At 59.0% G+C, this 21,480-nt stretch carries 14 protein-coding genes and 1 pseudogene; 3 read left to right on the forward strand and 12 right to left on the reverse strand.

Translation table 11 applies throughout. The features are described 5' to 3' along the window. Positions 1 to 19 precede the first annotated feature (19 nt). The 3 genes from AUC43_RS14585 to holA all read right to left on the reverse strand — a co-directional run bounded on the left by AUC43_RS14585 (position 20) and on the right by holA (position 4,971). Positions 20 to 3,268, reverse strand: a complete 3,249-nt coding sequence (locus AUC43_RS14585; protein ID WP_068198677.1) for a tetratricopeptide repeat protein — start codon at positions 3,266 to 3,268, stop codon at positions 20 to 22. Between the two features lie 352 nt (positions 3,269 to 3,620). Beyond that, a complete protein-coding gene (locus AUC43_RS14590; RefSeq protein WP_068195134.1) occupies positions 3,621 to 3,845 on the reverse strand; it encodes a hypothetical protein in 225 nt (74 codons plus the stop codon). Positions 3,846 to 3,912: 67 nt separating this feature from the next. Further along, positions 3,913 to 4,971, reverse strand: a complete 1,059-nt coding sequence (holA, locus tag AUC43_RS14595; RefSeq protein WP_071885928.1) for a DNA polymerase III subunit delta — start codon at positions 4,969 to 4,971, stop codon at positions 3,913 to 3,915. 137 nt (positions 4,972 to 5,108) lie between these two features. On the opposite strand from holA, the gene tyrS reads away from it, so the two are divergent. Beyond that, positions 5,109 to 6,449, forward strand: a complete 1,341-nt coding sequence (gene tyrS / locus AUC43_RS14600; protein ID WP_068195136.1) for a tyrosine--tRNA ligase — start codon at positions 5,109 to 5,111, stop codon at positions 6,447 to 6,449. A gap of 353 nt (positions 6,450 to 6,802) precedes the next feature. On the opposite strand, the pseudogene AUC43_RS21865 reads toward tyrS, so the two are convergent. Both AUC43_RS21865 and AUC43_RS14610 read right to left on the reverse strand, forming a co-directional pair. Further along, positions 6,803 to 6,973: pseudogene (locus AUC43_RS21865) on the reverse strand (histone H1); the annotation flags it as partial. A 255-nt stretch (positions 6,974 to 7,228) separates the two neighbouring features. Further along, positions 7,229 to 8,476 (reverse strand): aminotransferase class I/II-fold pyridoxal phosphate-dependent enzyme, encoded by a 1,248-nt coding sequence (locus AUC43_RS14610; protein WP_068195140.1) that lies wholly within the window; start codon positions 8,474 to 8,476, stop codon positions 7,229 to 7,231. A 216-nt stretch (positions 8,477 to 8,692) separates the two neighbouring features. Between AUC43_RS14610 and accC the strand changes: the two genes are divergently transcribed. Both accC and AUC43_RS14620 read left to right on the forward strand, forming a co-directional pair. Further along, positions 8,693 to 10,204, forward strand: coding sequence for an acetyl-CoA carboxylase biotin carboxylase subunit (gene accC / locus AUC43_RS14615; RefSeq protein WP_068195143.1), 1,512 nt, complete (start codon positions 8,693 to 8,695; stop codon positions 10,202 to 10,204). A gap of 613 nt (positions 10,205 to 10,817) precedes the next feature. Then, positions 10,818 to 13,952 (forward strand): T9SS-dependent M36 family metallopeptidase, encoded by a 3,135-nt coding sequence (locus AUC43_RS14620; protein ID WP_071885930.1) that lies wholly within the window; start codon positions 10,818 to 10,820, stop codon positions 13,950 to 13,952. Between the two features lie 93 nt (positions 13,953 to 14,045). Here the strand turns inward: AUC43_RS14620 and AUC43_RS14625 are convergent, their stop codons facing one another. The 7 genes from AUC43_RS14625 to pnp form a co-directional block, all read right to left on the reverse strand. Further along, positions 14,046 to 14,495 carry an RES family NAD+ phosphorylase gene (locus AUC43_RS14625; RefSeq protein WP_068195147.1) on the reverse strand — a complete coding sequence of 150 codons (450 nt, stop codon included), beginning with the start codon at positions 14,493 to 14,495 and terminating at the stop codon, positions 14,046 to 14,048. An 8-nt stretch (positions 14,496 to 14,503) separates the two neighbouring features. Continuing rightward, a complete protein-coding gene (gene parS, locus AUC43_RS14630) occupies positions 14,504 to 14,944 on the reverse strand; it encodes a type II RES/Xre toxin-antitoxin system antitoxin (protein ID WP_082685111.1) in 441 nt (146 codons plus the stop codon). 119 nt (positions 14,945 to 15,063) lie between these two features. Further along, entirely contained in the window at positions 15,064 to 15,783 is a 720-nt protein-coding gene (gene bshB1 / locus AUC43_RS14635) for a bacillithiol biosynthesis deacetylase BshB1 (RefSeq protein WP_068195151.1), read from the reverse strand. A gap of 105 nt (positions 15,784 to 15,888) precedes the next feature. After that, positions 15,889 to 17,007, reverse strand: coding sequence for a M23 family metallopeptidase (locus AUC43_RS21810; RefSeq protein ID WP_269465194.1), 1,119 nt, complete (start codon positions 17,005 to 17,007; stop codon positions 15,889 to 15,891). A gap of 126 nt (positions 17,008 to 17,133) precedes the next feature. Beyond that, the gene (gene trxB / locus AUC43_RS14645; RefSeq protein WP_068195154.1) at positions 17,134 to 18,069 is read right to left on the reverse strand and encodes a thioredoxin-disulfide reductase; all 936 of its coding nucleotides are present in this window, start codon (positions 18,067 to 18,069) and stop codon (positions 17,134 to 17,136) included. A 198-nt stretch (positions 18,070 to 18,267) separates the two neighbouring features. After that, a complete protein-coding gene (locus AUC43_RS14650; RefSeq protein WP_035566352.1) occupies positions 18,268 to 19,131 on the reverse strand; it encodes a sigma-70 family RNA polymerase sigma factor in 864 nt (287 codons plus the stop codon). Positions 19,132 to 19,252: 121 nt separating this feature from the next. After that, entirely contained in the window at positions 19,253 to 21,424 is a 2,172-nt protein-coding gene (gene pnp / locus AUC43_RS14655) for a polyribonucleotide nucleotidyltransferase (RefSeq protein WP_068195157.1), read from the reverse strand. Between the last annotated feature and the right edge of the window lie 56 nt (positions 21,425 to 21,480).

The raw sequence follows: 21,480 nt of genomic DNA on the forward strand, positions 1-21,480 counted from the left end.
ATGAAAGGATACGCTGAGCTTAGCGTTGGGTCGCCGTATCGGCCGGGGCAGCGGTGGTGCCGTGCAGGTTGGCGCGGGGCACGGTGGTCGCCTTGCCCTTGGCTGGGGCGGGCGTAGCGGCCGGCTTAGTGCTGGCCGGGGCTTTTGCCGGGGTGTTGGCTGGGGCTTTGGCAGGCGTGGTTTTAGGCGCCGCAGGCGCCGGAGTCTCGTCGGGCTGGTCGGCTCCCAGCGTTTTCAGGCGCTGCTTGGCGGCTTCCACAATTTCTGCCACCGGGAAGTTGTTGTCGATGATGGAGTTGAGCGTGCCCCGGGCCTGGAAGTTGTCGCCCTCGGCCGCGTACACATCCGACACCAGCAGGAAGGCACGCCCTTGCCACAGCGTGTAGCTGCTGTAGTTCGAATTGACCTTGAGGGCGGCCGCAATGGCTTCCTCGTTCTTCTTTTGCTTAAACAGGGTTTCGGCCAGGTAGTACTGGGCTTCGGCGCCGTTCACATCGTTGGGTGCCGCGGTTGCGGCGGCGGCCAGTTCCGTAGCGGCCTGGTCGAGGTTGCCGGCGCGGTAGCTGGCTTTGCCCAAATAGAGCAGGGCCGCGTTGGTGGCGTTGGCCGTGGCACCGGCCTGGGTGCGGAGCTCTTCGGCTACGCGTCGGGTGCCGGGGTAGTCGCCGCTCTCGTACAGGCTGCGCATCTGGCCCAGCGTGGCATTGGCCACTTCGCGGCGGTTGTTGCTGGCGCCGCGCAGGCGCTCGTAGTATTTGGCGGCCTCGGCGTAGTTCTTGTTTTCAAACTCCAGGTCAGCCAGGCGGCCCACGGCGCGGTTCACAAACTCGCTCTTGCCTTCGGTCACCACGTCGCGCAGGCGGGTGAGGCCTTGCTGTTTGTCGCCGGTTTTCAGGTAAGAATCGGCCAAGAAGAAACGGGCATCCGGTCCCAGCGTGGTTTGTGGATATTGCTTCAAGTACGACTCGAGGCGAAGGATAGCAGGCTGGTATTTCTCAGCCAGATACAACGACTTGGCCGCTTCAAACTCGACGCTTTCGGTGGCCTTGCTGTCGGGGTTTTGCACCTTAAATGAGGCCAGCGCCGCATCAAATTCTTCGGTGCGGCCCAGCGCCGTGAGGCTTTCCTGCAAGCTGTAGATGGCCTGCGAAGCGGCTTCACTGCGGGGGAAATCCGAGAGGACCCGCTGGAAATCGGCCACGGCCTTGTCCTGCTGCTGGAGGTTGGCGTAGGCCACGCCGCGCTTCTGCAGGGCTTGCGGCACCAGCGGGCTGTTGGGCCGGTTGTCAATCAGCCGCGAAAATCCCGTGACGGCCGGCTGGTATTCGCCAGCTTCAAACGAGAGCTGCGCCTGCTGAAACACTGCCTCCTCTGCATACCGCGAGTTGGGGTTGGTTTTGAGCAACGAGGCCAGTGTGTTGTTCGCTTCGTCGCGACGGCCCATCAGGCCCAGCGTACGGCCTTTTTGGAAGTAGGCGTAGTCTTTATCGGCGGCGTTGGCGCTAATCACCTTGTCGTATAGCTCCAGCGCCTGGGGATAGCTCTTGGCTACATAATAGGTGTCGGCCAGCCGCAAGGTGGCGTCGTTGTAGTTCGCGTCCGATGGCTTGGCCGATTTATCGTTCAGATACGCCTGGAATTGCGGTCGGGCGCGCTCGTACTGCTTGGTATTATAGTAGGCATAGCCCAACCCGTAGCGGGCCTTCTGCTCAAACTCCACCTCCTCGGCGCTAACGCCGCCTTGCCGGGCCGACCTGGCCGCCGCGACATAGGCGTTGATGGCATCGGGGTATTGCTGGCCCACGCTGTATATCTCGCCCCGTAACACCTGAGCCGCGGCACGTAGCGCGTCGTCGGCCGGGTATTTCAGGGACTTGTCCAGCAAGGGCAGCGCGGCGCCGTAATTGCCGTTGTTATAGAGCGTGGCCGCCTGCGAATAGGCCACCCGCTGATACGTGGCGTTCAGCTTATCGCTGCGCTCGTCGAGCCCTTCTAGGTAAGCCAGCGCCTGCGCATAGTCCGTGGACGACAAGAAGCTGGTGCTGAGCAAATCATCGACGGTATTCTGGTTTTGCGAGCGGGGAAAGTGCTTTCTAAAGTCCCGGAGCACCGCCGTCACTTCGGGCAGATTGCCCAGCTCGTACTGCACTTGGGCTAACTTCAGCGTAGCATTTTCGGCGATGCCCTTATCAAAAGTGGCTTGCCGGGCCGCTTCAAATGCCGTCACGGCCTGGGGCTTCTGGTTGGTTTGCAGGTAGCTCAACCCCAAGTGGTAGGCGGCATTCTGGCCCAGGGAATCACGGCGCACGGCTACGTTTTTCAGGCTGGCGATGGCGCCCTTGAAGTCGCCCATCTTGTAATTGGCAAAGCCAATTTTGTATTGTAGCGCCGGCTCAATTTTGCCCTTGTGGATGGCCGCGTACTTATCGAAGTTCTCCGCTGCTTCCTTGTATTGGCCCTTCTGATAGTACGCATCGCCGAGCAGCAGCTGAATTTCGTCGGAATTCTGGGGCGGCGGGGTGTTTTTTAAGGAATTGGACGCGTAGCGTATCAACTCGTCGTAGTTGCCTTCCTTATAGTAAATCTGTGAAATAATGGCCGGCACCACCGGTTTGTAGGCGTCGTTTTGCTCGGCCACGCTCAGGTCGGCGCGGGCGGCGGCGTATTCGCCGGCGCGGTAGGCCAGGTAGCCCGCGTAGTACGAGCTGGCGTACTTGTACTCGGTTTGGGCCTGCTTGCTGCGGTCGAACAGCAGGCGGGCTTTGTCGTATTCCTTCTGCTCAAAATAGCTGTACGCCAGCTTGAAGTCCGATTCGCCGCGCTGGTCGTTTCCGAGGTTATCGGGCGCCACTTTCTCGAAGTAGCGAATGGCCGAAGCGTAGTCTTTCTGGTCGAAGTAAAACTTGCCCAGCTCGAAAAATGCCGACGCGGAGCGCGGGTGGGCCGGGTGCTGCTCGGCAAAAGCGAGGATGAGGCCCTCGGCATCGGGGTGCAGCAGGTACAGGCCACTCACCGCGTAGTAGTATTCGGCGTCAGCAATGCGGTCGTGGGCGGTGGGCCCGGCCTGGCTGGTGTGAACGGGCTCAACGGCCAAGTACTGGCGGAACGCCTCCTGGGCGGCCCCGTACTGGCCGCGGTCAAACAGTTCCAATCCCTCTTGAAAGTACCGCTCATCGGCGGCAAAAACTTGGGTTTGCTGGGCTTGGGCTGCCATGGGTGCCGCAGCGCTCAGGGCGGCGGCCAATGCCAACCGGGGAAAAAGCTTCATGAAAATACCTTGCGTGGGGGGCCGCACAGGGCCCGGGAAGTAGCCAAAAGTAGCGAAAAATGCCAGTAGGTTGCCCATATAACGCAGAAACGACGCTACTAATGTTTTCACTTAGCTACCACAGCAGTAAGAAGCAGCTCTTCCTTGCCATTAGCTCAACTTGCATTTGGGCAGTCAGAGCAGAATCGGCCGCACCAGCTCCAAAGTATGGCTACCTCATGCACATCAGCTTGCTAGGCGAAACCGACAGCGGTACTCAAACCGAAAAGCCCGGTTACTGGCCGCCCCCGTGAACGGGGCACCAATAACCGGGCTTATAGGTAAAACGGGCGGCTATGCGCCCTCTGCTCCATTACTTCGGAACCTGCGTGATGTTGCCGGATTTCGAACGGTTCGAACGGTTGTAGAGGTAGGCGGCGCCGGCGGCCAGTAAGGCCCCGCTCAGCAGCTTGCGCGAAAAACCGCCCCCGCTGGGACGCCCTGTATTGTACTGACCAGAACGAGAGCCGCCCCGGAACAGGCTCGACAACATACCGCCCAGCGTACCGCTTGGCTTGTCAAATGCATCTTGGTTCATGAGTGAAAAGGCTTAAGGTGAAACACCTTCCTGTTACGGCCAGACCGGTGCCCACGTTCTGCCCGAGCTATTCCAACACCCCGGCCGGCACGGCGTGCAGAATCAGCCACACCAGTTCCCGCAGAATCTCCGCGTCGTCCATCGATCCACTTTCGATGCCCTTGCTCTGCGCATCGGCCCGCCGGATGAGGTGGATGATGCCCACCACCCGCTCCACAGGGTACACGCGCATGGCCTGCTGGTATTCTTTTTGGGCAAAGCTGTTCATAATGCCCAGCTTCTTAAACTCGCCATCCGCGGGGTTGGGCCCGGCCTGGTGCAGCACCAGCAGCTTGGTAAAAAAGCCAAACAGCAAGGTCAGGTTCGGGATGAGCGGGTTAGCCTTGGGGTTGGCCGCGAAGTAGCCCAGAATGCGGTTGGCCTTGAGCACATCGCGCTGCACGAGGGCTTTCTGCAGCTCAAAGATGTTGTAGTCCTTGCTGATGCCCACCAGCCGCTGCACCAGTTCCTCGTCGATGGGCTGGCCGGGCTTCAGGTTGAGCACCAGCTTGTCTACTTCGTTGGCCAGCCGGCCCAGGTCGGCGCCGATGTATTCGGCCAACATAGCGGTGGCCTGCCCCGTTATCTGCTGGCCGCGGGCGCGTACGTTGGCCGTGAGCCACTGCGGCACCTGGTTGTCGTAGAGCTTCTTGCTGGTCATCAGCACCACCGGCGACTCCTTGCCGCTCAGCATCTTGCCCAACTTCTTGCGGCTATCCAGGGTCTTGTGCTTGTAGCAAAAGACGAGTACCGAACTGGAAAGCGGGTTCTTGAGGTAGGCCTCCAAAAAAGGCCAGCTCCGCTCCAGCTCCAAGTCGGCCACCGTTTGGGCTTCTTTCACGATAACGACCGACCGCTCTGCCATCATCGGAAACCGCTTGGCTTGGCCCAGAATGCCGGCTACGTCCACGTCCTTGCCATATAGCACCACCTGATTGAAGCTGCGCTCGTGCTCGGCCAGGACTGATTTTTCAATCAGCTCGGCCACCGCGTCTATATAGTACGGCTCCTCCCCCTGCAGGAAATACACGGGCTGAAACTGCCGTTGCTGCAGCTGTTTGAGAAGGGCGTCGGCTTCTAGTATCAAGGAGAAAGGAAAATGGGGAAGAAAGAATAGCCTGGTGAAAGGCTGAACGAAGTCAAAATTACGCGCTAGCTACCTTTGTTACCTTGAAGCCGCTTGGGCGGCACAATCATTCTTCATTCCTCATTCTTCTTTCCTCCTTGGATTTAATACCCGAACTCACCTGGCGCGGCATGTACCACGACGCCATGCCCGGCACCGCCGAACACCTGGCTACCAACGCCCCCATCACCGGCTACATCGGGTTTGACCCCACCGCGGCCTCCCTACATATCGGCAACCTTGCCACTATCATGCTGCTGGTACACCTGCAGCGGGCCGGCCACCGCCCCGTGGCCCTGGTGGGCGGCGCCACCGGCATGATAGGCGACCCCAGCGGCAAGTCGGCCGAGCGCAACCTGCTCGACGAAGCCACCCTGCGCCGCAACCAAGAAGGCATTCGGGCCCAGCTGGAGAAGTTTCTGGATTTTTCCGAAGGCCCCACCGGTGCTTTGGTCGTGAACAACTACGACTGGTTCAAGGACTTCGGCTTCCTGCAGTTTCTGCGCGAAGTTGGCAAGCACCTCACCGTAAACTACATGATGGCCAAGGACTCGGTGAAGCGCCGCATTGGCACTGCCGATGCCGACGCCTCCGATGCGCCCGAGCAACGCGCGGAAGGCATCAGCTACACCGAATTTAGCTATCAGCTGCTGCAAGGCTACGACTTCGTACACCTCAACAAGACGTTGGGCTGCACCCTGCAAATGGGCGCCAGCGACCAGTGGGGCAACATCACCACCGGCACCGAGCTCATTCGCCGCCTGAGCAGTGCCGAAGGCCGCGAAGCCAAAGCCTACGCCCTTACCGGCCAGCTTATCACCAAAGCTGACGGCACCAAATACGGCAAGAGCGAAACCGGCACCGTGTGGCTCGACCCCACGCTCACGTCGCCCTACCAGTTCTACCAGTTCTTCTACAACGCCGCCGACGTCGACGCGCCCCGCCTCATCCGGGTGTTTACGCTGCTCAGCGAGCCCGAAATCCTGGCCCTGGAAGCCGAGCACGCCCAGGCGCCCCACCTGCGCGTGCTGCAAAAGGCCCTGGCCCGCGACGTCACCACGCGCGTGCACTCCGCCGAAGCCACCGAAGCCGCCATTGCCGCCTCGGAGGTGTTATTCGGCAAAGGCGACCTGGCGGCCCTGCAAGCCCTCGACGAAGCCACGCTGCTCGACGTATTTGCGGGCGTGCCGCACGTGCACGTGCTCCGCAGCGACCTTGCCAACCTCAATGCCGTAAGCCTGCTCAGCGATGCCACGCTGCATAAAATCTTCCCTTCCAAAGGCGAGGCCAAGAAAATGATTCAGGCCGGTGGCGTGAGCATCAACCGCGAGAAGGTAGCCTCTCCCGAAACTCTGGCAGCCGCCATGCCCTTGCTCGCGGGCAAGTACCTGGTGGTACAGAAAGGCAAGAAGAACTACTTCCTGGTTGAGCTGATGTAGACGAATTCGTTTGTCATGCAGAGCGTAGCGAAGCATCTTATCAGGTTAGAACGAATCGTATAGCCGTGAGAAGATGCTTCGCAGCGCTCAGCATGACAATGGGCACAGGCTAGGGTGATTGGAATCAAAGCACACCGTACGCCTCAGCCTTACTCAGCTAAGAATAGCGAACAAAAGAAAAGGGAGCCCGCACTGCGGGCTCCCTTTTTTGCAAAGTAAAAGCGGCCGGTAGCCGCGTTACCTTACTTCTTCTTAGCAGCCGGAGCAGCCTTCTTGGCGGCAGCGGGAGCGGCTTTCTTAGCAGGAGCAGCTTTCTTAGCAGCACCGCCGGCAGCCGAAGCGGCGCCAGCACCGGCGTTCTTGGTGTTCTGCACTTCCGTGCGGAACGCCTGGGCCATCGTCTTCAGCTCCTGCATGCCTTTACGTACGCGGGTGCCGGCAGCAGCATTCTGCTTGTCGTAAAATTTCGAAAAGTCGTCTTCGAGCGACATCACGAGGTCCTTCAGTTTGCCGAAATTGTTCATCGGGATTTGGGGGTTTGGGGTGAAAAATGAATTTGTTGTGGTGTTAAGCCGGCCCTAATATACAGGGATTTCAAATGCAAGCAAGTTTTCCATTTTTTTTCTAAAACCCCCTCCCCTGCTTTTGGGGGCCGATTTTGCCAAAAAAAAGGCCATTTGCGCAAAGTTGAGCTACTCCCATTGGCTTAGTATAGTACAAAAACAAACGCGCCGGCCACCCTTGCGGATGACCGGCGTGAAGTGCGGTAAATGGCTTTTCTAGGCCGTTTGAACGGTTACCGGTGCTTTGCTATACAGCCCTTTGTCGAGCTTAGCCGCCATGGCCTCAAACGCCACAATCGTTTCCTGTACATCGGCGAGCGTATGCATGGCAGTCGGGATGAGGCGGAGCATAATCACGCCCTTTGGCACCACCGGATACACCACGATAGAGCAGAAAATGCCGTGATTCTCACGCAAATCGAAGGTTAGGGCCGTTGCGTCGGACAATTCACCGTTCAGGAACACCGGCGTTACCGGCGACTCGGTGGTGCCGATGTTGAAGCCTTTCTCGCGCAGGCCGCCTTGCAGGGCCCGCACGATTGTCCAGAGCTTTTCGCGGTATTCGGGATGGTTGCGAATCAGTTCCAGGCGCTTCAGCGCCCCGATTACTAATGGCATGGGCAGCGATTTGGCGAAAATCTGGCTACGCATGTTGTATCGCAAATATTCAATCACGCTTTCTTGTCCGGCCACAAACGCGCCGATGCTGGCCATGCTCTTGGCGAACGTGTAAAAAATTAGGTCTACGCCCTCTACGCAGCCCAAATGTTCGGCTGTGCCGGCACCCGTGGCGCCCAGCGTGCCAAAACCATGAGCATCGTCGACGAAGATGCGGAAGTCGAATTTCTTCTTCAATGCCACGATTTCGGGCAGCTTGCCGAGGTTGCCCGACATGCCAAACATGCCCTCCGTAATCACCAGGATGCCGCCGCCAGTTTCGTCGGTAAGGCGCTTGGCGCGCTCCAGCTGCTTCTCGAGGCTGGCCATGTTGTTGTGCGGAAACACAAAGCGCTTTCCCTGGTGCAGGCGCACCCCGTCGATGATGCAGGCGTGCGACTCGGCGTCGTACACAATCACGTCGTGGCGGTTCACCAGCGCATCGATGATGCTCACCACGCCCTGGTAGCCGAAGTTGAGCAGCAGCGCGCCCGGCTTGTTCACGAAATCGGCCAGCTCGTTTTCCAGCTGCTCGTGCAGGGTGGAGTTGCCGCTCATGATGCGGGCGCCCATGGGGTACGCCATGCCGAATTCGGTGGCACCGTCGATGTCAGCTTGCCGGACTTCGGGGTGGTTGGCCAGGCCCAGGTAGTTATTCAGGCTCCAGGTAAGCACCTCTTTGCCACGAAACTGCATGCGGGGCTGAATTTGGCCCTCCAGCTTGGGAAAGGCAAAGTAGCCGTGAGCGTAGTGCGACTGCGAGCCAAGGGGGCCACGGTTGGCCGAAATCCGGTCGAAAATATCCACTGAAAAAACGGGGGTGTTAATGTGAAGAGTTAGGCGGGGAAGAGCCGACTGTGGCGAAAAGAAATTTGCTCGCAGTTAGCCCAATGACAAAGGTAACCCTGAGCCCGAGATGTACACAATTTGGGCTTGATAACGCTAATATGCGAACGATGTTTGACGCAGGCATGCGCTTTCCAACTTTCTTTGTGGCTCGAACCTGAACTGTTAGCGAATTCGATGAAGAAAATCAACAAGCTGCTCGTCGCCAACCGGGGCGAAATTGCCCTGCGCGTGCTGCGCTCGGCCAAGGAAATGGGCATTGCCACTGTGGCCATCTACTCCGAAGCCGACCGCAACGCGCTGCACGTGCGCTACGCCGACGAAGCCATGTGCGTGGGCCCGCCCTCCTCGGCCCAGAGCTACTTGCGCGGCGACAAGATTCTCGAAGTCTGCCAGCAGTTGGGCGTCGATGCCATTCACCCCGGCTACGGCTTTCTGTCGGAGAATGCCGGGTTTGCCCGCGCCGTAAAAGAGGCGGGCCTGATTTTCGTCGGCCCCAGCCCGGAGGCCATGGAAATCATGGGCGACAAGCTCTCGGCCAAGCAAGCCGTGAAAGCCTACAACATCCCGCTGGTGCCGGGAACTGATGAGGCCATTTCCGACGTAGGCGCCGCCAAGCAGATTGCCCAGGAAGTGGGCTTTCCCATCCTCATCAAGGCCTCGGCCGGCGGTGGCGGCAAGGGCATGCGCATCGTAAACGGCGCACATGAATTTGAGGAGCAGATGCAGCTGGCCATCAACGAGGCCACTTCCGCTTTCGGCGACGGCTCGGTGTTCATCGAGAAGTTTGTGACCGGCCCGCGCCACATCGAAATTCAGGTGCTCGGCGACGAGCACGGCAATATTGTGCACTTGTTCGAGCGCGAGTGCAGCATCCAGCGCCGCCACCAGAAGGTGATTGAGGAAGCGCCCTCGTCGGTGCTCACGCCGAAGCTGCGCGCCCAAATGGGCCAATGCGCCGTGGAAGTGGCCCGCGCCTGCGACTACACCGGCGCCGGCACGGTGGAATTTCTGCTCGACGACCAGCACAACTTCTACTTCCTGGAGATGAACACCCGCCTCCAGGTGGAGCACCCTGTTACGGAGCAAATCACGGGGCTCGATTTGGTGAAGGAGCAAATCAAAGTAGCCCAAGGCGAGCCCCTGGCCTTCCGGCAGGAAGACCTCACCATCACCGGGCACGCCCTTGAGCTGCGCGTATACGCCGAGGACCCGCAAAACAACTTCCTCCCCGACATCGGCACCCTGACCACCTACGTGCGCCCCCAGGGCCCCGGCGTGCGCGTCGACGACGGCTTCGAGCAGGGCATGGACATCCCGATTTACTACGACCCGATGATTGCCAAGTTGGTCACCTTTGGGGCCGACCGCGCCGAGGCCATTGCCCGGATGCTGCGCGCCATCGAAGAGTATAAAATCACCGGCATCGAAACCACGCTGCCCTTTGGGTCCTACGTGCTGCAGCACCCCGCCTTCGTCAGCGGCAACTTCGATACGAACTTCATCCGCGACCATTTCACCCCCACCACCCTGGCCCCCACCACGCCGGATGATGCCACGGCGCGAGTAGCGGCCACGCTCGGCGCCATGCTGCTCAACGACAAGAAACCCAAAGCAGCCGTAGCAGCTGGCGAAACGGCGGGCGCGGAGGCGTCAGGGTGGCGTCGGAATCGGTCCGGGGTGCGGTAGGCCGTTATTAATGCACAGAGAAAATCCCGGTTAGGCCAGCCGGGATTTTTTTATGTTCCGGCTATCCCTTCCTCGAAGTGCGAGCCCCAAAGTAGATTAAGCCCTCAACCAGGGCTGTGCCTGTTTCGGTGTACTCATGGGTACAGGGGATGCTGTCTCTGCTCTCGTAGCGAACCCACCGGCTGTGGCTACGCCCCGCGTCTGAAAAAAGCCAAAGCCGGGCTATCTTGACAAATCACGTGAACTAACTTTTGAGGAGAAACCCACAATTAAATCAGCTCTCATTTTAATGCAAAAACATCATACAAGCACTGATTTGATTTAGCCAGCTCTTATGACCTTAGTGATTCCATTCACCATTTTTTAAGGCACGCTTTCTCAGGCAATCGAATCCGCTTCGCTCATGAGTAGATTTTACCAAAAAGGATTGAATTTTAACATTTTAGTTAAAAATACGAAGAATTTTCTAGTCTTTTATTTGAATTTACCGCGTTTTAAATAAATAATTAGCATAGTGAAAAACTAAACACATATCGACCTACGTACCCTCGTTAGTGAAATTCATTTGAACTTCATTTAGTTGTTTATTCACCCCATTTTCACAACAAGGTAAATGAGAAAAACACTACTTAAGGCAACGCGGGCCGTACTGGTCACGGGGTTGCTAGCCGTAAATTTGGCCGCCTTTGGCCAGAGCAGTGGCGGTTCTGAGAAGGAACAAGTCCCCAAAGTGGCCTTGGACCACCTCAAGAAACAGCAAAAAACTATGCAGCTGTCCAACGACGACATTGCGGATGTGGTGCTGAGCAGCGAGAGTCTTAGTAAAAACAACGGCCTGAGGCACTACTACATCCAACAGCGCTACCAGGGCATTGATATTTACGGCGCCATCTCCAACGTCCACGTCGCCAAAGACGGCCAACTCGTCAACCTGGGCAACCGCTTCCGTAAAGACCTCGACAAAAAAGTTAAGGCCAAGCAACCCAAACTAGACGCGCAAGCGGCCGTTGCAGCCGCTGCCAAGTCCCTCGGCCTTTCGCTGAAAGCCCCCCTTACTTACACGGCCCTGAGCCGTGGCACCAACCGCGCCGCCACGTTCACCACGGGCGGCATTTCTTTGCGCCCGATTCCCGTTCGGCTGGTATATCTGCCCACTGCCAACGATGATTTGGTGCTGACCTGGGAAGTCTCCATCTATGAGCTGGACGCCCGCAACTGGTGGAACGTTCGGGTGGACGCCGCCACCGGCGCCGTTCTGGACAAGGACAACCTGGTGGTGGAATGCAACTTCGAAAACGATGGCCCAGCTGGCACCCCCATGCACGCCGAGCAGCCGGTGGTAGTTCCGTTCTCGTTCTCGGCCGTTGCGGCTGGTCCCACTACCAATGCCTTCAACGTATACGCCATTCCCACCGAGACCCCCTCGCACGGGGCGCGCACGTTCGTGAGCACCTCGGTAGCCGATGGCAAGGCCTCGCCCATGGGCTGGAACAGCATCCTGCCCGGCACCTCGTTTTCCATTACCCGGGGCAACAACGTGTATGCCTATGAAGACCCCGACAACCTGAACGCTCCGGCACCCGGCTCCAGCCCCGACGCCGGTCCGTCGATGCTGTTCGACTTTCCGGTGGATTTTACCAAGCAGCCCGTAGCTTACAAAGCAGCCGCTACCACCAACCTGTTTTACATGAATAACATCATGCACGACATTTGGTATCAGTATGGCTTCGACGAAGTCAGCGGCAACTTCCAGACCACGAACCCCAACGCGCTGGAAGGCCTGGGCGCCGACCAGGTAATGGCCGAGTCGCAGGACAGCCGCAACGTTATTGCCACCCGCAACAACGCCAATTTCGCTACTCCCACCGACGGCCAAGCGCCGCGCATGCAGATGTACCTGTGGAGCGGCCTGCCCGACCCCAACCTGTTCCGGGTGACGGCTCCGGCCAGCATTGCCGGCACGTATACCGCCCGCGAAGGCTCTTTTAGCAAGCCACTTACCGCTACCGCCTTCACGGGCAAGCTGGTGTTGGCCCAGTCCACGCCGCCCGCCTCGCCCGGCAAAAGCGAAGAAGGATGTGGCTCTTTCACCAACGGCACCGCTATAAGCGGCAACATTGCCGTGGTGTACCGCGGCAACTGCCCCTTTGCCGACAAGGTACAGAATGCCCAGATTGCGGGCGCCACGGCCGTGGTTGTGATTAACAACGCCCCCGGCGACCCCATCGCCATGGGGGGCACGCCCACCAATCCCACGCCGGCCATTACCATTCCGGCCGTCATGATTAGCATGGAAGCGGGCCAGCTCATTCGCCAGCAGCTGGACGCGGCCAACCAGGTCGACGTGGTGCTGAAGAACAGCGGCGGCCTGCCCGAGCTCGACGGCGACTTCGACAACGGCGTGATTGCCCACGAGTACGGCCACGGCATTTCGACCCGCCTCACCGGCGGCCCCGGCAACTCCAGCTGCCTCAACAACGCCGAACAGGGCGGTGAGGGCTGGAGCGACTGGTTCGGGCTGATGCTGACCATGAAGGCTGGCGATACCAGCGTGAAGCCCCGCGGCATTGGCACCTACGTGCAGAACCAGCCTACCTCGGGCCGCGGCATTCGTCCTTCTCCCTACAGCACCGACTTTGCGGTAAACAACTACACCTACGGCGCGACCAACAACCCCGTGCTCACGCAGCCTCACGGTGTGGGTTTTGTATGGGCCACCATGCTCTGGGACATGACCTGGGGGTTCATTGACAAGTATGGCTTCGATGCCGACCTCTACAACGGCAAAGGCGGCAACAACATGGCCATGCAGCTGGTCATCGATGGCCTGAAAATGCAGGTCTGCAAGCCCGGCTTTGTGGATGCCCGCAACGCCATTCTGGCCGCCGACCGGGCCAACTACGGCGGGGCCAACCAGCAGCTGATTTGGAAAGCCTTTGCCAAGCGCGGCCTGGGCTTCAGCGCCAACCAGGGCCTGAACACCAGCCGTTTCGACCAGGTGGAAGCCTTCGATATGCCGCCCATCTATTCCTGCGCCGCCCCCACCATTACCGTAGCGCCTACCTCGAGCGTGCAGACCAATGGCCCGGCCACGACCATCTACCTCGGCTACGGCGCCCAGAGCGTGCAGCTGCAGGCCAACAGCACCAGCACCGGCCTGGTGCGCTACACCTGGAGCCCCGCCGCCGGCCTCAGCAACACCGCCATTGCTAATCCTGTGTTCACGCCCTCAACCCCTGGCGCCTACAAGCTCACCGTTACGTCGGTGAACGGTGACAACTGCAGCGCTTCCGAATCGGTTACGATTAATGTAGTGGATGTGCGTTGCGGCCCCTCAAACGACAAGGTATTGGTGTGCCACAACGGAAACAACACACAATGTATGAAGTCCGACGACGTGCAGAACCACCTCAAGCACGGCGACATGCTGGGCACCTGCGATGTCATTCCCAACGGCGACTCGTTTGCCAGCAACGACGCTGGAGCAGAATACAAATTGACCAGCGCACCCAACCCTGCGGTCGCTTCCACGGCGGTTTCCTTCGCCCTGCGCGAAGCCGGAACCTACCGCGTGGAAGTACTGAACATGCTGGGCGCTGTGGTGGCTGTGCTAGGCGAAGGCTCCGGCGATGCTGGCCAGCGCTTCACCTACCAGTTCAACAAGGGTTCGCTGTCGAATCAGCTTTACATGGTTCACCTTGTTACTGGCCAAGGCAATCAGTTCACTCGCGTCCAATTTAAGGATTAAGCAAAATCAATTAACGCATTAAACCCGGGGTCGTGCAAGTGCACAGCCCCGGGTTTTTCGCTTTCTCAACACTGCGTTCGCTCCCCCTTACCACTAATGCTTAATCCGTGGGTCAAACGCAAAGTCCTCCCACCCCACAATTCGAATCTTTCCAAAATCCGGATGCCGGGTATTGAGCACGTAGTTATGTTCGTGGGCGATGATGGAGGACGGCACCCGCAGCAAGGCCGCTTTTTGGCGCTGGTACCAAGCTGCGCCCAACGGCTGACACTTGGCGTAGTGGCGCGGCAATTGCCATTCGGCGGGCATTTGGTCCAGGGTTAACTCCTCGATGAGCAGGGCATCGGGAATCTCGATGCGGATGACTTTGAAGAGGCTATTGAGGCCTTCGCCGCTGCGGTGCACCACGTTTTCGAGGCAGGCCAGCGCGCGACTACCGGCAGCGTAAATAACCAGCTGGCCGCGCATATTCCAGCGGCCGGGATTGCCGGATGCGACTAGTTCGCCGGCATACTTCGCCAGGCAGATGCGGTATACTTCCACGCGGGGGATTAGGCGAAATCGCCGTGGGCGATGCGGTCCACTTCATCGGCTACCAGGTCGATGCCGCCGCTGGTTTCGAGCAGGGACAGCGGGGGCTGGTTATCGAGGCCGTAGGCGGGCTTGTCGAGCCAGCGGCGGAAGGCCGGCACCGAGCCAAATACTTCTTCGCCCAGGCGGGCCAGCGCCAGCAATTTCAGCACCTGCTCGCTGGGGGCCGGGCCCAGGCGTTTCTTGCCTTGGCGGTAGGTCCGTAGCGTTTTGGTGGTGGTGTGGAGCAGGTCGGCCAATTCGTCGGCGCTCAACTGCAGGAGGGCAGCCACGTCGAACGCCGTTTTGGCCAGCACGCCCGTGCGCGCCTCCATCACCAAGGCGAAGGAATCGGCCACGGTGGCTTGCAGCCCCAGCAAGGCAGGCGAATAAACGGCGGAAGGATGAGCGGCGGTAGCCATGAGCACAGGCGAGGAATGCATTCCCAAAGATGGGAATATTTTCCGTAGTAACGGGAAAATATTCCGCTTTGTTCCAGCTCAACCCGACGTTCCGCTTGCTGCTTGCTGGCCGGAACCCGCTAAATCAAGTCGCTCAATTCGCGCACGCCTACTGGCCGGTGCACCGTGAAGCCTTCGCCAAATTCCACGCCGATGATATGCCCGAAGTCACGGGCGCGGGCTTCCATGAATTTTGAAAATTCCTGGCTAGACAGGTAGGTGGCCGGCTCGTCGCTAGCGGGGTTAAAAAACTGGCTGCTATAGGCCAGCACACTCTCCCACCGCTTGGCCCAATACGGGGTAACATCCACCACAAAAGCCGGCACAATGGCACGGTCCTGAATGTAGTGGTACACGTGTTTGGGCCGCCAGGGGGCCTGAGGCGTGCCGTCTTGGTCCTGGGTTTCAATCATGCGCAGGCCGGCCAGAAAGCATGCTTCAGTGGCCAGTTGGGCGGCGCGTCCGTGGTCGGGGTGCCGGTCGTGGATGGCGTTGGCCAGCACAATCTCCGGCTGATAGCGGCGGATGGCGGCAATAAGCGGCAGCTGGTGCTCCCGGTCGTTGCGGAAGAAGCCATCTTGCAATCCCAGGTTTTCGCGGACGCTCACGCCCAGAATCTTCGCCGCAGCCGCAGCTTCGGCGGCCCGGATGGCGGGCGTACCGCGCGTGCCCAGTTCACCCCGCGTTAGGTCTACAATGCCTACTTTTTTGCCGGCCGCCACGGCGGCGAGCAAGGTGCCGGAACACGTCATTTCCACGTCGTCGGGGTGCGCGCCCAGCGCCAGAATATCGAGTTTCATGTTGTGTCGTTTTTAGCTCAATTACAGAAATGGGCCGTACCAAAAGCCAGATGCTAACGCCGTTCTTTCAACAGCATTAGCATCTGGCGATAATTGACTTGAAATCTACTTCACCCGCAGCTTGCGCCCTGGCTGAAGCGTTTTCACGCCAGGATTCAGCTTTTTCAGAGTGCTTACGCGCACCCCGTACCGCTCGGCTACTTCCGAGAGGGTATCGCCCGAGCGAACCTTGTGCGTAACCACCTGCCGCGCCCGCGAAGGCTGGCCGTGGCTGCTGCTTCCGCGATGCTGCAGCGCGCGGCTGTAATAGTTAAACAGCTGCGAGGTGATGGTGAAACTGTCCTTGCGGAGCTTGTACTCCGGGAAGTTGTACATCAGGGCCGGGTTGATGGGGTTGCCCTGATAGCGCACCTCGTAATGCAAGTGCGAACCCGTGCTGCGCCCCGTGCTGCCACCGTAGCCAATAAGTTGGCCGGCTTTAACAAAGGTGCCCACCTTCACCAGCGACTTGCTCAAGTGGCCGTAAATGGTTTCCAGGCCGTTGTAGTGCCGCACCAGAATATAGTTGCCGTAGCCACCGCCGTCCCAGGCATTGATGCGCACCACCCCATCAAACGCCGACTTCACCGAGTCGCCGGTTTCCAGGTCCAAGTCCATGCCGTAGTGCCAGCGGTAGCCCCGGAAGGCAAACCCAGAGGTGATGGGCGTGGTAACCAAGGGCATCTTGGCGTAGCGCTGCCGTGGCAGGTCGGTTAGCTTCAGCTTGAGCGAGTCGCGGTAGCTGCGGCCATCCACCCGATAGGGATTCACGCTATGCGTGTCCCAGATGGAGTAGTAACCGGCCACCTTCACCCACGACGAGTCAATGAGCACTTCTTCCGACATCTCCACGATTTCCTGGCCGCCGTTGTTTAGCGTCGAGGTGTCTTCGCTTACAATACTGAGCTTCTTGGCTGGGTTGAAGTAGATGGATTTAGCTGCGTCAGAGTTATCGTCGGGCAATTCTTCGGTCTCGATTACCGTGGTGGTATCCGGCCGCACGTAGCGCATTCGTGGCGTTCTGATGCGAAAGAAGTCGGAGCCCCCGGAGGTGCTGCCGGCCCGGGCCTTGGTGCGCGGGGCCTTGCGGTGTTGCGCCTGGGCCGGGCCCAGCCCAACCAGGAGCAGCAAAAGCGTCAGGCACAGCAGCGCCGGGCGCCAATGGATTGTTTTCAGGAAAGACAAAAGCAAACAGAAAAAGGGCCGGCCGCGAAGAGAACGCCCCCGCGGTCATACCGTTCATGCTAAACAAAGCGGTTAGTAAAGACGAATCACAAAGCTCGTCCCTACTAACACGTCAATGCAATGATTTTAGTGTACGCCCAGCGCAGCTAAATATCGTTCGGCGTCGAGAGCGGCCATGCAGCCGGTGCCAGCGGCCGTCACGGCCTGCCGATAAGTGTAGTCCTGCACGTCGCCACAGGCAAAAACGCCGTCGATGTTGGTCTTGCTCGTGCCCGGTATCGTCTTCAGGTAGCCCTGCTCGTCGTGGTGCAGGTAGGGCTGAAAAATCTTGGAGTTGGGCTCGTGCCCAATGGCCACAAAAAAGCCGGTCAGTTTAATTTCCCGGGTTTCGTGGGTCAGCAGGTTTTTCACGCGAACGCCTTCCACGCTGTGCTCGCCCAGAATCTCATCGGTCACGGTATTAAACAGCACCTCAATCTTGGGGTTGTCCAGCACGCGCTGCTGCATGATTTTCGAGGCCTTCATTTCGCCCTTGCGCACTATCATGGTCACCTTGCTACACAGGTTGGCGAGGTAGGTTGCTTCCTCAGCCGCGGTGTCGCCGGCGCCCACAATGGCCACTTCCTGGCCCCGGTAAAAGAAGCCGTCGCACACGGCGCAGGCCGACACGCCCGAGCCATTCAGCCGGGCTTCCGACGGAATGCCCAGCCACTTGGCCGAAGCGCCGGTGGCAATAATGACGGTATCCGCCGTCAATTCCAGCGTTTCATCGATGGTAACCTTGCGCGGGTGCACCGAGAAGTCTACCGCTGTGGCAATGCCGTAGCGGATGTCTGTGCCGAAGCGGGAGGCCTGTTTCTTCAGGTCTTCCATCATCTGCGGGCCCATCACGCCATCGGCATAGCCCGGGAAGTTTTCTACGTCGTTAGTAATGGTGAGCTGGCCACCGGGTTGCAAACCCATGTACATTACGGGGGCCATGTTGGCCCGGGCAGCGTAAATGGCAGCAGTGTATCCGGCTGGGCCGGAGCCTATAATCAGGCATTTAATGTGTTCAGACATTGGGAATGCGGCGCGAAGCGTGTAGCCTCGCGTATCGTTGGGCGATGAAAATAAAACAGCCAGCTACCTAAAAAGTCAGCCTACGCCTGACCGGCAATCCCAACTTGGGCTGCCAGCCGGTAGACGACAACAAGCGCTAAACCGTACAAAAAACCCCAACCTAACGGTCGGGGTTTTTCATTCTGCAAAACTAATTGATTAGCCGAGATAAGGCTTCAGCGCTTTCGAGCGCGACGTGTGCCGCAACCGACGAATGGCCTTCTCCTTAATCTGACGCACCCGCTCGCGGGTCAGGTTAAACTTCTCACCAATCTCCTCCAGGGTGAGAGCAGCTTCGCCGTTCAACCCGAAGTACAAGGTGATAACGTCGGCTTCGCGCTTGGTGAGCGTGCTCAGGGCACGCTGCACTTCCTTGCGGAGCGAGTCATTCATCAGGGCCATGTCCGGCGACTCCTCATCCTCGTTTTCGAGCACGTCGAGCAAGCGGTTTTCTTCACCCTGCACAAAAGGAGCATCCACGGATACGTGGCGGCCCGAGATTTTCAGGGTATCCACCACTTCCGAAGTGGTCAGCTCCAGCACTTCGGCAATTTCTTCTGGCGAAGGCTCGCGCTCAAACTTCTGCTCGAGTTCCGAGAAAGACTTGCTGATTTTGTTCAGCGAGCCCACGCGGTTCAGGGGCAGACGCACGATGCGGCTCTGCTCGGCCAGGGCCTGCAGGATGGACTGGCGAATCCACCACACGGCGTAGGAAATGAATTTAAAGCCGCGGGTTTCATCAAAGCGTTTGGCGGCTTTAATAAGGCCCAAGTTGCCCTCGTTGATGAGGTCACCGAGCGAAAGACCTTGGTTCTGGTACTGCTTGGCTACCGATACGACGAAACGTAAGTTGGCTTTGGTTAATTTTTCCAGCGCTTGCTGGTCCCCGTCGCGGATACGCTGCGCGAGCGTTACCTCCTCGTCGGGCGTGAGCAAATCAACCTTGCCAATCTCCTGGAGGTATTTATCCAGCGACTGGCTTTCGCGGTTGGTAATCTGCTTACTAATTTTTAGCTGTCTCATGGGACTAGGTAAGAACGATATCTGATGGGGTTATACGTAAGAAAAAGCCGCCCGGCTAGTCCCTCAGTCAGAGGAAGCCAACAGGCTCCCCCTGACATTAGTTCGGGACAATTGGCTCAAGCTATGCTTTAGCTTCGCCGTTGCTGGCAGCAGCCGCTTCGGGCTTGGGCAACAGCACTTTGCGCGAGAGCCGGTACTTGCCGGTTTTCTTATCGATTTCCACCAGTTTCACGTCAATATCCTGCCCCACTTCCAACAAGCCTTCCAAGGTCTGAATGCGCTCGTGCGTCACCTCGGAGATGTGCAGCAAGCCGTCTTTGCCCGGCATGATTTCCACGAAGGCACCGTAGGGCTGGATGCTGCGCACCTTGCCTTTGTACACCTCGCCCACTTCCGGCTGGGCCGCGATGGCCCGGATGCGGTCGATGGCGCCCTGCATGTCCTCTTGGTTGGAGGCGTAGATGCTCACGTGGCCCTTCTCGTCCTTCTCCTCGATGATAACCGTAGCGTTGGTATCCTTCTGGATTTGCTGAATGACTTTGCCACCTGGCCCGATTACCGCGCCAATGAATTCTTTGTCAATCAACATTTTGTGCGAGCGCGGGGTGTGAGGTTTCAGCTCAGCAGCCGGCGCCGCGATGGTCTTCGCCATTTCGCGCAGGATGTGCAGGCGGCCTTCGCGGGCCTGGTGCAGCGCGGCGGTCAGAATCTCATTGCTCAAGCCCTGGATTTTGATGTCCATCTGGCAGGCGCAAATGCCTTTCTCGGTGCCGGTTACTTTGAAGTCCATGTCGCCAAGGTGGTCCTCGTCGCCGAGAATGTCGCTCAGTACGGCGTACTCACCGGTTTCCTTGTCCTGTACCAAACCCATGGCGATACCGGCTACAGCAGCCGAAATCTTCACGCCGGCGTCCATCAGCGCTAGCGAGCCAGCGCATACTGTGGCCATCGAGCTAGAGCCGTTCGACTCCAGGATGTCCGACACGATGCGGATGGTGTAGGGGTTCTCGTCATCGGGCGGCAGCACCTGGCGCAGCGAGCGCAGGGCCAAATTGCCGTGGCCGATTTCGCGGCGGCCAGCGCCCCGGTTGGGCTTCACCTCACCGGTCGAGAAACCGGGGAAGTTGTAGTGCAGCATAAACTTCGAGTAGCCCTTGGTGAGGGGCTGGTCCACAATCTGCTCGTCGAGCTTGGTGCCGAGCGTGGCCGTGGTCAGGCTTTGGGTTTCGCCGCGGGTGAAGATTGCCGAGCCGTGGGCACCGGGCAAATAGTTGATTTCCGACCAGATAGGGCGGATTTCGGTGAGCTGGCGGCCGTCGAGGCGCACCCGCTCTTTCACCATCATGTCGCGGATGGCTTTCTTCTCAGCCGCGCTGTAGTAGCGGCCGAACATCTTCATGTCCAGCTCAGGCTGCTCAGCCAAGAGCTTTTCCAAAAACGCCTTTTTTACTTCCGAGAAGCCTTCCTTGCGGCCACCTTTGCTGGTGTTGCCGGAGCGGGCCACGGCGTAAGCGTGCTGGTAAATGTTGGCGTGGATGTGCTTCTTCAAGTCCTCGTTCTCCTCGTACTGAGGGTACTCGCGGGTAGGTGAGTTGGCTTCACGTCCCACGGCTTCCGCCAGGTCCTTTTGCAGCTGGCACTGAGCCTTGATGGCTTCGTGGCCGAAGGCAATGGCTGCCACCATTTCTTCTTCGCTCACTTCCTTCATGGCACCTTCCACCATGGCCACGGAGTCGGCCGTAGCGCCTACCATGAGGTCCATGTCGGCCCGGGCCAGGTCGGAAGTCTTGGGGTTAATCTGGAACTGGCCGTCGATGCGCGCCACGCGCACTTCGGAAATGGGCCCAGCAAACGGAATGTCCGAAATCGACAAAGCAGCCGAAGCGGCCAAAGCGGCTAGGGCGTCGGGCTGCACTTCTTTGTCGGCAGAGATGAGCGTAATCATCACCTGCACTTCGTAGTGGTAGTCCTTGGGGAACATGGGCCGCAGGATGCGGTCAACGAGGCGGCAGACCAGGATTTCATAGTCCGACAGGCGGCCTTCGCGGCGCTGGAACGAGCCGGGGATTTTGCCGGCCGAGCCGAATTTCTCCTGGTAATCTACCGACAGCGGCAGGAAGTCAACGCCTTCGCGCTGGCTCGGGGCCGAAACCACCGTGGCGAGCAGCATGGTGTCGCCGAGGCGAACCACAACGGCGCCGTCGGCGAATTTGGCCAGCTTGCCGGTTTCGATGGAGATAACGCGGCCGTCAGGCAGCGCCAAGGTTTTGGTAATGGCGTGGGGTTGGGACATCAGCGGGATTTGCTTAGAAAAGCGACAGCGGGCGAGCAGCCAAAAACGAATACCGC

It is taken from the genome of Hymenobacter sedentarius (genome assembly GCF_001507645.1).
Lineage (GTDB): Bacteria > Bacteroidota > Bacteroidia > Cytophagales > Hymenobacteraceae > Hymenobacter > Hymenobacter sedentarius.

What these genes read in the sequence shown, in the direction of transcription:
- AUC43_RS14585 (WP_068198677.1), bottom strand. Translation starts at nt 3,268, where the DNA reads ATGAAGCTTTTTCCCCGGTTGGCATTGGCCGCCGCCCTGAGCGCTGCG.
- AUC43_RS14590 (WP_068195134.1), bottom strand. Translation starts at nt 3,845, where the DNA reads ATGAACCAAGATGCATTTGACAAGCCAAGCGGTACGCTGGGCGGTATG.
- accC (WP_068195143.1), top strand. Translation starts at nt 8,693, where the DNA reads ATGAAGAAAATCAACAAGCTGCTCGTCGCCAACCGGGGCGAAATTGCC.
- AUC43_RS14620 (WP_071885930.1), top strand. Translation starts at nt 10,818, where the DNA reads ATGAGAAAAACACTACTTAAGGCAACGCGGGCCGTACTGGTCACGGGG.
- parS (WP_082685111.1), bottom strand. Translation starts at nt 14,944, where the DNA reads ATGGCTACCGCCGCTCATCCTTCCGCCGTTTATTCGCCTGCCTTGCTG.
- bshB1 (WP_068195151.1), bottom strand. Translation starts at nt 15,783, where the DNA reads ATGAAACTCGATATTCTGGCGCTGGGCGCGCACCCCGACGACGTGGAA.
- trxB (WP_068195154.1), bottom strand. Translation starts at nt 18,069, where the DNA reads ATGTCTGAACACATTAAATGCCTGATTATAGGCTCCGGCCCAGCCGGA.
- AUC43_RS14650 (WP_035566352.1), bottom strand. Translation starts at nt 19,131, where the DNA reads ATGAGACAGCTAAAAATTAGTAAGCAGATTACCAACCGCGAAAGCCAG.
- pnp (WP_068195157.1), bottom strand. Translation starts at nt 21,424, where the DNA reads ATGTCCCAACCCCACGCCATTACCAAAACCTTGGCGCTGCCTGACGGC.